Source organism: Lachnobacterium bovis (assembly GCF_900111325.1).
GTDB classification, from domain to species: Bacteria; Bacillota; Clostridia; order Lachnospirales; family Lachnospiraceae; genus Roseburia; species Roseburia bovis_A.
Window position 1 is genome coordinate 1 of sequence record NZ_FOGW01000023.1, and the last position, 13,921, is coordinate 13,921.

18 protein-coding genes and 1 pseudogene are annotated in these 13,921 nt (G+C 28.4%); 4 read left to right on the forward strand and 15 right to left on the reverse strand.

Annotated elements, in window-relative coordinates; translation table 11 throughout:
* Positions 1-132, forward strand: a pseudogene (locus BMY79_RS12025) (IS110 family transposase); the annotation flags it as partial.
* A 191-nt stretch (positions 133-323) separates the two neighbouring features.
* Here BMY79_RS12025 and BMY79_RS09465 read toward each other — a convergent pair.
* From BMY79_RS09465 to BMY79_RS09535, 15 genes are all read right to left on the reverse strand, one after another.
* Complete coding sequence (locus BMY79_RS09465) at positions 324-1,454, reverse strand: hypothetical protein (protein WP_029067142.1); 1,131 nt, start codon at positions 1,452-1,454, stop codon at positions 324-326.
* A 271-nt stretch (positions 1,455-1,725) separates the two neighbouring features.
* Positions 1,726-2,445 (reverse strand): ABC transporter permease, encoded by a 720-nt coding sequence (locus tag BMY79_RS09470; protein WP_074730816.1) that lies wholly within the window; start codon positions 2,443-2,445, stop codon positions 1,726-1,728.
* Between the two features lie 2 nt (positions 2,446-2,447).
* Positions 2,448-3,359, reverse strand: coding sequence for an ATP-binding cassette domain-containing protein (locus tag BMY79_RS09475; protein ID WP_034226427.1), 912 nt, complete (start codon positions 3,357-3,359; stop codon positions 2,448-2,450).
* A 23-nt stretch (positions 3,360-3,382) separates the two neighbouring features.
* Positions 3,383-4,561 (reverse strand): hypothetical protein, encoded by a 1,179-nt coding sequence (locus BMY79_RS09480; RefSeq protein WP_074730817.1) that lies wholly within the window; start codon positions 4,559-4,561, stop codon positions 3,383-3,385.
* A complete protein-coding gene (locus BMY79_RS09485) occupies positions 4,545-5,198 on the reverse strand; it encodes an ATP-binding cassette domain-containing protein (protein WP_029067145.1) in 654 nt (217 codons plus the stop codon). The genes BMY79_RS09480 and BMY79_RS09485 overlap by 17 nt, the downstream gene beginning before the upstream one ends.
* 103 nt (positions 5,199-5,301) lie before the next feature.
* The gene (locus tag BMY79_RS09490; RefSeq protein WP_074730818.1) at positions 5,302-5,742 is read right to left on the reverse strand and encodes a LytTR family DNA-binding domain-containing protein; all 441 of its coding nucleotides are present in this window, start codon (positions 5,740-5,742) and stop codon (positions 5,302-5,304) included.
* Between the two features lie 74 nt (positions 5,743-5,816).
* On the reverse strand, positions 5,817-6,539 hold the full coding sequence (locus BMY79_RS09495; protein ID WP_074730819.1) for a hypothetical protein: 723 nt from the start codon (positions 6,537-6,539) through the stop codon (positions 5,817-5,819).
* The gene (locus BMY79_RS09500) at positions 6,539-7,258 is read right to left on the reverse strand and encodes a hypothetical protein (protein WP_074730820.1); all 720 of its coding nucleotides are present in this window, start codon (positions 7,256-7,258) and stop codon (positions 6,539-6,541) included. The genes BMY79_RS09495 and BMY79_RS09500 overlap by 1 nt, the downstream gene beginning before the upstream one ends.
* Positions 7,258-8,079, reverse strand: coding sequence for a hypothetical protein (locus BMY79_RS09505; protein ID WP_074730821.1), 822 nt, complete (start codon positions 8,077-8,079; stop codon positions 7,258-7,260). The genes BMY79_RS09500 and BMY79_RS09505 overlap by 1 nt, the downstream gene beginning before the upstream one ends.
* Positions 8,080-8,082: 3 nt before the next feature.
* Positions 8,083-8,775, reverse strand: coding sequence for a hypothetical protein (locus BMY79_RS09510; RefSeq protein WP_074730822.1), 693 nt, complete (start codon positions 8,773-8,775; stop codon positions 8,083-8,085).
* Entirely contained in the window at positions 8,768-9,442 is a 675-nt protein-coding gene (locus tag BMY79_RS09515) for an ABC transporter ATP-binding protein (protein WP_074730823.1), read from the reverse strand. Before BMY79_RS09515 ends, BMY79_RS09510 begins: the two co-directional genes overlap by 8 nt.
* Before the next feature lie 81 nt (positions 9,443-9,523).
* A complete protein-coding gene (locus BMY79_RS09520; RefSeq protein ID WP_074730824.1) occupies positions 9,524-9,952 on the reverse strand; it encodes a hypothetical protein in 429 nt (142 codons plus the stop codon).
* Positions 9,953-10,120: 168 nt separating this feature from the next.
* Positions 10,121-10,816, reverse strand: a complete 696-nt coding sequence (locus tag BMY79_RS09525; protein WP_074730825.1) for a LytR/AlgR family response regulator transcription factor — start codon at positions 10,814-10,816, stop codon at positions 10,121-10,123.
* A gap of 172 nt (positions 10,817-10,988) precedes the next feature.
* Entirely contained in the window at positions 10,989-11,453 is a 465-nt protein-coding gene (locus BMY79_RS09530) for a threonine/serine exporter family protein (RefSeq protein ID WP_022749857.1), read from the reverse strand.
* Positions 11,450-12,229: a threonine/serine exporter family protein gene (locus BMY79_RS09535; protein ID WP_022749856.1), complete on the reverse strand. Its 780-nt coding sequence runs from the start codon at positions 12,227-12,229 to the stop codon at positions 11,450-11,452. The genes BMY79_RS09530 and BMY79_RS09535 overlap by 4 nt, the downstream gene beginning before the upstream one ends.
* Before the next feature lie 144 nt (positions 12,230-12,373).
* Between BMY79_RS09535 and BMY79_RS09540 the strand changes: the two genes are divergently transcribed.
* The 3 genes from BMY79_RS09540 to BMY79_RS09550 all read left to right on the forward strand — a co-directional run bounded on the left by BMY79_RS09540 (position 12,374) and on the right by BMY79_RS09550 (position 13,917).
* A complete protein-coding gene (locus BMY79_RS09540) occupies positions 12,374-12,697 on the forward strand; it encodes a DUF3837 family protein (RefSeq protein ID WP_074730826.1) in 324 nt (107 codons plus the stop codon).
* Positions 12,698-12,741: 44 nt separating this feature from the next.
* Positions 12,742-13,302 carry a TIGR01440 family protein gene (locus BMY79_RS09545; RefSeq protein ID WP_022749853.1) on the forward strand — a complete coding sequence of 187 codons (561 nt, stop codon included), beginning with the start codon at positions 12,742-12,744 and terminating at the stop codon, positions 13,300-13,302.
* A 90-nt stretch (positions 13,303-13,392) separates the two neighbouring features.
* Positions 13,393-13,917, forward strand: coding sequence for an adenine phosphoribosyltransferase (locus BMY79_RS09550; protein ID WP_022749852.1), 525 nt, complete (start codon positions 13,393-13,395; stop codon positions 13,915-13,917).
* The last annotated feature ends 4 nt before the right edge of the window (positions 13,918-13,921 follow it).

Genomic DNA, 13,921 nt, shown 5'->3' on the forward strand with positions numbered 1-13,921 from the left:
GTATATCAGTTCTTGGATAAGAAAAGATTGCAAGGAAAGCCGTATTATGTATATATGACGGCTGGCGCTAATAAATTTCTAAGAATTTACTATGGCAAGGTTAAAGAGTATCTATCCAAGCTGGAAAAGTAATTGCCATTTATCATTTGTGTATTGGGCCGGCACATATGTGGTGGCTTATTAGTTATGCACGATTTCGAAACTATAGAAAAATCTTATTTTACTATTGACTTTATATTTGCAGGCTCGATTAAATATGTTTTTTCTTTTTTGATATAAGAATTTGATTTCTTGAAGAAATTATTTCTTGAACAAATAATTTCTTATAAAACAATTTCCGATAAAATGACTTCGGTTAATTTTTTTGCGCCAGAGTCGCTTAGATGATCTGTATCAATAAAATCATCATCATTAAAAAAGTCTTTTTGAAAACAGTTTGTGTCAATTAAATGAATGACTCCGTTTGCATTATTTAAGACATTATAAAAAATATTTTTAAAATTCTTATTTAATTCTTTAGCATAGCACTCTGACATTGGTGCTGTTACAAAAAACAAGGATATATCATTTTTTTTACAGAAATCTAAAAAATTATTCAGTAATAATGAGTTTTCTTCTAATGTAGTGGTATGGTTTATACTCTTATTATGCATTTCTGCCCTAGTTTTTCCAGCCTGTATTTTTTCTTTATCTGACAATTCATTCCATTTTTTAGTTGTTTCTTTCCATGTAAATATAGCGCATAGTTCTCTTTTTTTAATGTCCGAAAAATAAAAAGAAGGTTTCATAACATTTTCATATTCGTTGAGTATTTTTTCAAAATCAAATATTTTACTATATGGCATTTTATTTTCTGGCTTTGGCAGTATCATACAATTATGAATATCATCAAATAGTGGAAGATATACTTTACTTATTCTTAGCAGTTCTCTAGCTGTTTTAGATAAAGATAAATCTGAGAAAAAATAATAATATCCACAAATCATTACTACCTTTTTAATATTTTTATTATATTTAAAACTTTCATATACTAGTTTAATTGAATAATATAAATCTTGAGAAATCATAGATAGATTAACAGCATTAGGACTTAACAAGTTTTCATCTATATCGAATAGTGCATAAGAGGAACCGGTTATGATTGTATCTATATTTTTGTTTGTACAAGCTTTTTGTAATGTTTTTTTTAAATAATAATAATCATATTTATCATAAAATGCTTCAAGAATATAATTGCCAATTTTTGAAAATATTTCTTCATATGTAAATAATTGTGCAGGCTTATAGTTACAAGCTTTTGCTTCAGTATCTCGTTCTGAAATAATTACAATATCATCGAAGTTATATTTAGGTTCAATTTCATATAATGATATTGGTTTTGGTGCTTGTTTTTTTAATAGAACAGTTACAGAATCAATTGTAAAATCTTCAAATTCTTTTATTATAATTCTCATTTTAAGATAATTCTCCTTCAATGTAGATTTTTTTATAAAAAAGTAACTAGATTTATATACGTTGTTTATTATTATAGAAGAATTATCGACAAGGTTTTATAGGCGATTAATGATTTAAAAAGCCATAAGTGGTAGATAAAAAGGAACAGCGTACATCAAAAATATGTATATTAAGCAAAAACAGCGTATATCAAAAATATGTATATTAAGTAAAAACAGCGAAAACACAGTAACGTGCTTTCGCTGTTTTTGTTTTTGCTTATTTTTTAGTTTAAAAATCTTTTCGTTTTATTATCAAATATGAAAGAGTAATAAAAATAGCATTATAGATTAATGTAAATATAAAAATACGAGTGTATTCTGAATTTTTCAATATATTATTGCCGAGACTTCCCATAAATGATACATACCAATAATCGTGAAGTTTATTGAATTTTATGAGTTTTTCTACAAGCTGTAAAATACTAGGTATTAATGCAGGAACAAGTATACTAGCGGCAATTGCAAATGCCTTTGATTGAGTTAATACGGAAAAGAAAATAGAACAATTAACAATTATCATGTAAACAAATATTTCTAAAAGAGCATTTAAAATATGTTTACCTGTAATGTTAGTATAACTTACACCACGAACAGAACCATAAGCGATACCTATCAAAAAACTTGCTAGAGCAATTATAATCATATATATGTTACTCATTATAATTTTTGAAAACAAAATATTTTTTCTTGTATAGCCACGGCCAATCATGATCTTAATGCAACCAATATCCATTTCAGTGCAGAATAAAATAGGAATAAGTATTGCTAGGATTAAATCGAGGGAACAGCCTGAAAGAATTCCAATAAAATACTCGTTTCCATGTGGAATTTCACCATTACAAGAAAGGATGCCATTGAGTATTGTGAATGCAAATGTTAATAAAGAGCAAATATAAATTGCTTTTGTTGAAAATGTTTTTTTGTATTCGTAACTAAGTAAACTTCCCATATTTAACCTACCTTTTCTATAAAATATTCTTCTAAACTTTGTGATCTGTTATATAATTTGTTAACTGCGATTCCATTTTCTACAAGAATCTTATTGTACTGACAAATTTTGTCATCATTGTTTTTGATTTCAACGTTGTTGTTGGTAAAAGTAATATCATTTGAATTAACATATTGGCATAGAAGATTGTACGCCTTTTGATTATCTTTTGTACCTATAATAATTTTTTTCTCACATAAGTCCCTTAATTCATTAGCAGTAACTTCTTCAAGTAGTTGTCCATCATTAATAAATCCGTACTTTGTTGCTATTTTCCCTAGTTCATCTAATAAATGACTAGAAATTAAAAAAGTTACACCTTCCTCTTTGTTTAAATATATTATTAAATCTCGGATTTCTTTAATACCGGCAGGATCTAATCCGTTGATTGGTTCATCAAGAATCAATAATTTAGGATTGCCAAGTAAGGCGATAGCTATACCAAGTCGTTGTCTCATTCCTAAAGAAAATTTTTGAGCCTTTCTATTTCCAACATTTCCGAGGCCAACTAGATTTAAAATACGATTAATATCTGCATCTGTTCCACCATATATTTTTGAAAAAATCTTTAGATTTTTCTTGGCACTTAAACCGCCATATATAGAAGGTGTTTCAATTAATGCACCGACTTTTCTTAGATTTTTAGGATCATTGCTCCCTAAAATTTGACATGTGCCTGATGTGGCTTGAACCATTCCAAGACATGTTTTCATAAAAGTAGTTTTTCCGGCACCGTTTTTTCCAATTAATCCGTAAATATCACCTTGGTTAATAGTTATAGACACGTTATCTAAACTTTTTTTACTACCGTAGTGTTTAGATAAACCAGATGTTTTTAACACTACGTTTGTATTTTTTACTTCATTTTGTATCATAATTATTCCTCTCTGCGTGTTTTTTAAATTATTTTATTTGAAATAGTAGCTAGAATTAGAAAAATACAAATCATTGCTACCATATAACAAATCTGATCTAAATTTGATACCATTGTTTTAGTAGTTTTTCTTCTTTCATAGGAAAAAGGTATTAATAAAGTTGAAATTAAAAATGATAATATAGCGATTAAAAATGCTATTACAACTACTTTTAAAGAAGTTATCAATACCATTGGAATCATTGGTAACAAAAATAAAGAAGTAGCAATTTTTAGTGTATTAATCATTTTTTTAAATTTAAAATGTTTTATTTGATCGGCTGTATGAAAGAGTATAAAATTTCCGGTTTCATAAGCAGTTAATTCTATGTAAGTATTAGCAAACATATATGATATTGCGGCAGAAAAAGTTATCAATTGTTCGACTGATTTTTCATTTTCAAGCATAGATAAAAAAATAGTTAATGCAAAAACATATAGAGCTTCCATAAATTTTATTTTCCTTATGAAAAATAAATAATCTTTTTCTTTTTTAACTACTTTGAAAGAAGACAATTTTTTTATAAGAATTCCATTATGCGTTGGGCTTTCGATAGAAAGATACTTTAAAGAGAGTAACACGCTAATTGCTGTAATTGCAATCTTGAGAATTCTAAATTTGTGTTCAAAAATTCCGTCGATCGGAAGAGATATAATTTTATGATTTGTTAAAATAATAGCTCCGAGGAAAGCGAAAGTTATCACACTTTTTATTGTCATCGCAATTTCATGGCTGGTCATAGAAAAAACAGCAACTTCAATCGCAGTTATAAGTTCAACAAAAGCAATAAATGTTAAACAATCATCTAGATATTTTATTTCAAATGGACATATAAAATAGAGAAAAAATATTTGAAATACAATATATTTATAATATCTCATGTAAGTTGTGTATTTTTTTGCGTCTAAATTATCAAAAAAGGTTTCTACAAATAGTACATCATCATTTTTTATTTTTTTTAGGACAAATTCTATTGCAAAACATACAAAGATTATTGTTATAAGCAACATTGTTGCTGTATAATGTTTAAATTTATACATTCCAAATTTAGGAAGTATAAGTAAAGCTGAAAATATTAGGAAAAATCCGAGACAATTTGCGAAACCGTACAGGCTGAATTGTAATCTGAATTTTTCGATTCTAAATTTAATTACTTCCTTCAAAAATTCGTTCCTCCATATCTTTAATAGTTTTTGTATTGGTAAATGTATCTTTTATTTTTCCAGAGTCTAATACAACGAATTCATCACATAAATCTACTAGAGTGTCTAAAATATGTGAGGAGATTAAGATAGTTGCACGTTGTTTTATATTTTGTAGTAATTGTTTTAATTTATAAATATATTTAACATCAATACTATTAAAAGGTTCGTCTAATATAATTAAGTCATATTTTTTGCACATAATAGGAATTAGTGTTAGCTTTTTTTGCATACCTTGGGATAATTCATCGATAGAGGTTTTTCTTTTTTCCTCCATCTCTAGTAAGGATATGATTTCGTCAACAGACATTTCTGTCGAAGAAAAATCCACAAATAGCTTTACAAATTCTTCGACTGTTAAAAAATCATATATTTTTATTTCAGATGGAATAAAACCGATTGTAAATTCTTTTTTCTCTGTTTCAACTTCATATATTTTATTTGCCTTCATAAAGCCGCTTAAAATTGACATTAATGTAGTTTTTCCAGCACCATTTTCTCCGACTAAGCCGATTATTTTATTAGATGAAATTTCTAAATTATCTATTTCAAGTGAAAACCCTTTTTTATATTCGTGTTTTATTTTTCGTATATTCATTTTCTCCTCCAAATCTACAGTATTAAATATCACTTCTCAGTATATATGACTAATAGTATTATTTCAAATTTTTGTAACGAAGAAAAATTTCATAACAGTTGATTTATTGTAGTAAGTGAAATTTTTTACATGGCCCTCTTTTGCCGCAAGCTAAAAAGGCATCTGGGAATTTGCCGTAAAGATTATCAAGGTATTTAGGTCCAACTGGAATTTTTTTGCCAGATGAAAGAGTTATTTTTTTTTCGGTAATATTTACAACAAAAGTACTATTTATAATGTAAGATCTATGAACACGTATAAGAGTAGTATTTTTAAATTCGTGTTCTAGGACACCGAGATTTTTAGAAATAGTAATTTCATTACCATCAAAAATTAAACTAGAATAACGTCTATGAGCTTTTATATATTCAATATTGCATATAGCAATTTCTTGTTTCTCACCATAATAATCAGAATAGCGAAAAGAATTGTTATGAGAGTTAATCGAGTTATTTTTAATAATTTGTGCTGTATTATCGTCCCTGGTATAAATTACAATAGTCATATAAATATTCTCCTGTGTTGTTATAATGTAATGTTGCATATATTGAACACAACAAAAAGGAATAGCAGGATCTGCTATTCCATTAAAATAAGTTCTTTTTTTAGTTTAAATAATGCGTTAAATAATATCATGAAAGCTAAAAATACTCCAATTTGTATTCCCAAACATTGCAATGACATCCATAAATCCATTTGAATCCTGTGCTCTAGTAAAACTCCGTTAATTAATAGATATTTTTGAAAAGGTGCATTATTAATTATCAAGATAACCTGAGATAATTCCAGAAATAATGCTATAATTATTGCTAAACTAGATGAAAGGATTAAGGATAATAAATTAATAAATACACAAATAAAGCACATAAATACACATATGTTAATTGAGTCAATGGCAATTAAACATAATGAGTAAGGGGTGATTTTAGCTCCAATGCCAAAGCTGATTGCTAGTACAACCACAATCATACATAAAGTGGAAATAATAACTTCCCTAACAAGTTTTACAACTTCCATATTAATTACAGAATTAACTTTTGAAGTTCTTGTAAAGATCAAAGGAACGTTGCTTTTGATATTATCCTCAAAAGTTGTGGCAAAAACAAAACAACACACTACTTGTGGAAAAATCCAAATCATAGTGTTTATTAATGTGTTAGTAAAAGATTCACTTGAAGATATTGGAATTGAACCTAAAACATTTACAAAAAATTCATAAATATTTCCACTTTTATCAGCAGTTAATAATCTTGCAATCAAGTATAAAAAACCGGCACCAGCCAATGTGATTTTTTTATTCATTATTCTAAGCTCCTTTTAAGAAAATCTGTCCTTTTTAAAATAATGCATGTGATGGCTAATATTACAAAAAAAAGCATACAATTTTTCAGTATTGATTCAAATCCTTCTAAAAGAGTAAAGTTTTTTAATCCAATATCCGAACCAAGAAACATATTGTGATAAATGGAGTATATATATTTTTTTATACCTAAAAAGGCTATTTTTTCTTGAACACCTTCAGTTATAAGGACTATTCCCCATGTCAAAATAATAGCCAACACTCGACTTTTAAAAAGGAAGAACAACGCAATTGTAAGTTCTCCTAATATCAGCCATCCAGGTACTTGAGCCAATAATTTTAGTAAAGATGAAATAAAAAAATTTGAAGTATATTCGCCCATAGTACCTGTTATATGTCTTTTTATTTCAAAAATATGGTTTATTCTAATTGCGATAATATATATTATAGAAAAAATACTTGCTGTTTTAAAATTAGCAATATTAGCCCTTAATACAAGTTTAATTCTATTTTTTTCTCTGACAATTCTTGTAGAATCCATTAAATTTTCAATATCGCTAGAGATATTGAAAACGTAAAGTAATGTAACCAAAAAAGTAAATGTTTCTCGCCTCCATATTAATGAATTATTTTTATATAGGGCTGAAATGAAAATGATTAAAATTATATAGAAGGTAAAGAACATAATTTTTTTATAATTTTTTATCAAATATTCAAGCATTAGTATATGTCCTCCCTTTTTGTTCCAATGTATATGCCTATAGCACCCCAAATGATAAGCAGTCCTAAAAGTGTTAATGTTGGTATAACTTCCTTGAACGTATAGGTAGAAGAATAGAGACTTATTTGCGTCCAAGCATTAGTAGAGTTAGTGAGGCTTTTTATTATTATAGATAAGATTTCAAATGCCGTTATTATTATGAAAGGAGCGACTACAACATGAATTTTTTGGAAAAAATCAAACATATGTGATAGTCCATACCCAAACCATGCAAAAACACCAGCTACCATACTTCTATAAAATATAGTAAGAGTTAAATATAGAATAGGGCGATATTTTATTAAATCTTCAAATATCCAATAATCTGATTGAGATAAAATATATTGTTCTGGTTGAGAGAAATAATTCATGCCTTCAGCTGGGAAAAATAAAGTTATCAAAATCAGATTAACCAATAATGCAGTTGTAAAAACTATGCTTGACATAAATGCAACTGCTAGACCTTGTTTTATAATTTGCTTTTTTTTGCTTATTCTTGTAAAAATACATGAGGTTATTTCATTGTTGCGCTCTTCAACAGCTATAGAGGAGCCTATATAGCAGCTAATAACAGGAAGTAACAGAGAGAAAAATAGTTCTGCAGGAGAATTGGTAAAGTTATCTAATACAGATAGAGAGATGGGTGTTAGAATCTCACTTAAGTAATATCCCCGGTACAGATTAATGGTGTAGATAAAATCTCCACATCCTGCTGTTAACAGTATTAAGAATGCAATCCATAATTCATTTCTATTTAATAGTTTTTTTATTTCAAATTTCATAAGCTACACCTTCTTTAAAATATCATTTATGTTTTTTTTGTTACTATCGTAAAACTCAACAACGTTAGGATCCAACGTGAATGAATCATAATTTTTCAAATTTTTATATTTTAACAAAGCATTTTCGGATTGTTTTTGTGTCATTAAAAAACATTTACCATCTACAGTATCATTTGTAACGTGATATTTGCTTATACTTCCAGTGGTTAAAACATAGGTATTATCATATTTACCATACATATCACCGGGATATTTCCTCAGAAAAACAATATAATCTTCGCCATTGTTAAAGAAGAGAGATCCTTCTGCACCATACATTTTCTTTTGATATATACCAACAGATTCAATCAGTTTTATTGTATTTTCAGCAACTTTTCCTTTATATATTTCTTTAACTTTTCCTTCAACATAACTTGACTGATAGGTTTTATGATGTTTGGTGTTTTTTCCAATATTAACACGTACAATCACGTCTGCATCTTTATAGAGAGTGTTAAAATTTTGTATTTGAGCGGGTGTTTTTGCTTCATTTTCAAAAAGTTCATCGAAATTAACGGTATAGTTGCCATAATCGTTAGATGGAATAAATAACAAATCATTTTTCCATGTTTTTTTTATTGCTATACCAAAAAAAAGACTAGTAACAACTATTATAAGAGTCACTAATCCATACAGTAATTTCATTTTTTTACGCACTTAGGTCATCTCCCTTTTTAGTATATTTAGTTTGTTCTTTTAAAATTTTTCCATTTTCCATTGTAATTGTTTCATCACATAAATCTTTTAACCATTCCAAACTGTGGCTAACAACAATTACAGTAGTTCCGTTTGATTTTTCTTCTTTTAAGATTTGTTCTAAACGTTGATTTCCATCAGTGTCTAATGCATTTGTAGGTTCGTCTAATAATAATAAATCGGGTTTTTCCATTATTGCTTGGGCGATTCCAAGGCGTTGTCTCATTCCTAAAGAAAATTTACGGATTAAAGTTTGTTCTTTTCCTTTTAGCCCAACTCTTTCTATTGCATTTTCTATTTCACTGTCACCAATTTCACTTTTTATAGAAGCGAGTGTTTTTAGAGTTGCTTTAAGTGTATAGTTTTTCCAAAACATAGGATTTTCAATTAAAACTCCAACTTTAGGAGGAAAATCAATATCTTTATGAATAATTTTTCCATCTATTATAACGTTACCAGTTGTAGGAACAATTAATCCGGCAATAGCTCTTAATAGCATAGTTTTTCCGCAACCATTATGTCCTTGTATTCCATATATTTTCCCTTTTTGGAATTCTATGTTAATGTTATCTAATACTATATTTCCCTTTATTTTTTTTGTTAGATTCTCTAACTTGATATATTCCATATTCAATTCCTTTCTTAAAAGTGTTCATCATAGTTTATTTAATAAATTATGATGAACACCTAAATATAAATAAGTTAAACGTTATTTATAATTAACAATTCCTGATGCATGATCTCTTCTTATTAAAGTCCTTGATGCATTTTCTATTGCCATGTCAACGCTGCTTCCGGCATTACTGTTTTTATTGTAAGTGATTAAATATTTGCCGGGTTTACGCATACGAGCAATTGAAGAACATCTTACGGCACTGCTTAACCCTGTTCCTGAACAAAACCAAGCATTAGCACCTTTTTGTGAATCGCAGCTTTTTAGAATAATATATCCGCTTGTTTCATTAGTCTGTTTTTTCCTAAAAGGAAAATAATGATTTCCATAGTTATGTGGTAAAGCTAAAGACCATGGCCTTTCTGTACCAGATGCTTTAACAGTGTTTGCTGGTGTTACCAACATTGAAATTGACAATATACTAGCACCTCCAAGTGCTATCAATTTTTTACTAATTTTGTTCATACCTAAATCCTCTCTTCCTTAAAAATATTATATTTATGAAAATTTACTATAGAAAAAATAGACTAGTAAATTTTCAAACTTATTACATTAAGAGTATAATATTTCAAATGCTATATTTCAAGTTTTTGTAATAAACGAGAATATTCTGTAATAAACGTGTTTATTACATCAAGAATTTTGTAATAGGTTATGAACATTTTTAGAAAATTTGGCACCAATTGGAAGTATTTTTCCAGATAAAAGAATTACATACCTAGATTTAATTTTTTTTACAAAATTGATGTTAATCATGTAGGATTTGTGTATACGTACAATATCTGTCTCACATAGATTATCTTCTAAGAGACCGATATTTTTAGAAATAAAAATTTCTTCATTAGAGCATATTATATTAGAGTATCTTCCAAAAGCCTTTATAAATTCTATATCGTTCACATTAATACTTTTTTTTTCACCATAATAATTGTAACAGAGGATGTTATTTTTTTTAGAAGCTATTATTTTTTTTAAAAATAATAGCGTTTTTTTAAAATATTTATCTGAAGTGAGGGGTTTTTTAAGAAATCCTCTTGTTTTAGAACAAAAACATTCGGGTAATAGTGAATCATTATCAGCAATAAAAACAACATAACTAATTTTTTTTGATTTTTCAATTTGGTGCAGAGTTTTATAGTTAAAAAAAGAAAAATCGATATCAAAAAATAATATGTCGATATTTTGTCCATTTTTTTTTAGAAACGTCATGATATCATCGATTTCTTTAGGTGTTATAATATCAAGATTATTTTTGGAAAAATTTAATTGTGCTTCTTTAGTCAATGTATTTATTGTTTTGTTATCTTTAGTATAAATCATAATTGTCATTGTGTTATTCTCTCTATTCATTGTATTGCATATTTATAATAATTCTTGTATATTATGAAGGTTTACAAGATGTATAGTCTCTTATGCCTATGCTGCGATAATTATACTATTTCAATAATTGCACTTCAAGTTTTTGTAATAAACGAGAATATTCTGTAATAAACGTGTTTATTTAGGTCGTTTTGTGATGAAAAAGCTGTCCAAGTTTTGCAAATAGAGACTGAGGTATTGCAAAACCAAAAATAATTCCAAAAACTATTGCGGATGCAATTTCAAATGTTTCAAGACCTTTTTGAGCAAAAAGAGTATGTTGCTTAGTAATTAAATAATATGCAGTGTAGTAAATTCCAGCTCCCGGCACAAGTGGAAATATTCCTGGTAAAATATAAATTGTAGCTGGATGCATTCTAATAACTGCAAATGATCTAGAAATAATAGCAAGTCCTGAAGTCGCAATTAAGGCAGCAACGATAATTGAATAATGAACATAATTATTTAGAATAAAATAAATAATCCATCCGAATCCACCTGTAATTCCACAAAATATAGCTTCTTTTCTTGGCGCACAAAAAATAACAGAAAAGGATAAAGTGGCAATAGATGCAATTAAAAATTGAATAAATAATTCTAAAATCATAATACTGGTACTCCTCCATTTATAGATTGATAAATGCTTATAACAATACCGACTCCGGCTGCAATGCATAATGCAGTCAAAAGGGCATCAATTAAATGAATTGTGCCAGATAAATAATCACCGTTATAAAAATCACGTATTGATGTCGTAAATGTTATACCAGGCACTAAAGGCATAATCACACCAATAACAATTTTGTCGTATGAAATTTTAAGCCCAAACAAAAGAGGTAATAAGCTAAGAGTCATTGCAACTATACTAGCAAATACATTTTTTGTAAAACGAGAAAGTTTTTGATGGGCACAGTATAAAAGAAAAATTTCAAGAAAAATACCTGCAACGAAAGCCATAATAGAATCTAAAATTGTTCCTCCAAATAAATAAGTAAAACATGAACAACCAAGTCCACAGAAAAAGCAAAGAAGTCGTTTGTCTGGACTTGGGCTATTTAGACATTCGTCAAGTCGCTTCCAAGCAGTTTTTACATCGCAATGTTTACAGCAAATATCGCGAGTTAATTGATTCAGTGCAGAAATTTTTCTTAAATTAACATCACCAAGCGGGGTATGACGAATGATACTGCATGAATCGTCTAGACCTTCATTTGCACTGGCAAAAATACCATTTGACAAAACATATATATCAAAATTTTCTATATTATATGCTTTTAAAATTCGTACAAGAGAATCTTCAACACGATAAATTTCAGCTCCATTTCTAAGCATTGCATCGCCTATTTCAGCGGTTAAAGTTAGAATTTCTTTTGTAGTTGTCATAAATATAATCTCCCATAATTTTTTATAAGAATACAATAATAAGAATAAATAAGTGTGTCAATAATAATAGTGAGAAAAATAAAGCGAAAAGTGCTATTATATGTGGTATAATATGAAATTAGTTAAAAGATAGGAAGTGAGAAGATGGTTACATCAATTGTTAGACAGAGTGTTATAATAAAATGCAAACAAAAGATATCTGTCATGTTAGGAAATTATGAATTTTATTATAGTGTTGGTTTTTTAAATAAAAAATATGATTTGGGCTGTAATAGTCAAATGAAACCAGTTGAAATAAAAGAAAAGATTGCATCTAAATTAGAAGCAATTGAAGGTGATTCTCCAGAAGAAGAGTATTTGATAACCATTTTAAAAAAATATAGGCCAAGTGATGAATATAATGATGATATGGTTGAGGTTTTTGAAATGGGAGTAAATGAGCAAAAACCATGGAGTGTAAAATTATAAAAAAAAAGAATAAATTGACGATAGAGTAAGTAAGGAGATTTAAAATGGAGTTAGAAAACATCAAAAATCAAAGCAAAAAAGCTGTGCTAGAAATAATTGAAGAAGCAAAATTAAAAGAAGGAGATTTATTTGTTGTAGGTTGTTCAACAAGTGAAGTCTGTGGACAAAAGATTGGAACGTTTTCAAATTATGATGTAGCAACAGCAATTTATAAAGGAATAAAAGAAGCACTTGATACAAAAGGTGTTCTTCTTGCAGCACAATGTTGTGAACATTTAAATAGAGCCTTAATAGTTGAAAGAGAGACTTGTGAAAAGTATAATCTTGAAGAAGTAAATGTTATTCCACAACCTAAAGCAGGTGGTTCATTTGGAACAAATGCGTATAAATTAATGAAAGATGCAGTTGCAGTTGAAAGTTTAAAACAGCAAGCATCCGCAGGAATTGATATTGGTGGAACTTTAATAGGTATGCATATTAAACCAGTGGTTGTACCTTTACGTATATCTTTTAACAAAATTGGTGATGCAAATTTCTTATGTGCGAGAAGAAGACCTAAGTTTGTTGGAGGCCAGCGCGCTATATATAATGAAAGTTTAAAGTAGTACTTGAAAAATAAACTAAAAAGGTTTATAATGGTGAGGCTGTCTCGGCCAGTAGGATAAAAACAAGGATTAAAGAGAGGACGTTTTTACATGAAAACAGTTGAAGAATATATTAGAAGTATTCCAGATTTTCCAGAACCAGGTATTATTTTTAGAGATGTAACAAGTCTTTTACAAGATGCCGATGGTTTAAAATTAGCAATTGACGAGATGATTAAGGCCTTAGAAAATGTCGATTTTGACATTGTTGCAGGTACAGAATCAAGAGGTTTTATTTTTGGTGTGCCAGTAGCATACGCTATGAACAAGCCATTTATTCCAGTCAGAAAAGCTGGTAAGCTTCCATGCGAAACAGTATCACAATCATATGATCTTGAGTATGGTTCAGCTACAATTGAAATCCATAAGGATTCTATCAAACCTGGACAAAAAGTCGTATTAATCGATGATTTAATTGCAACTGGTGGTACTATCGAAGCTGCTGCTAAATTAGTAGAGCAACTCGGTGGAGAAGTTGTTAAGATGTTATTCTTATTAGAGCTTAAAGGCTTGAACGGAAGAGATAAATTGAAGGATTACGATGTAGAAGCAATCGTTTCTTACGAGGGTAAATAGAATA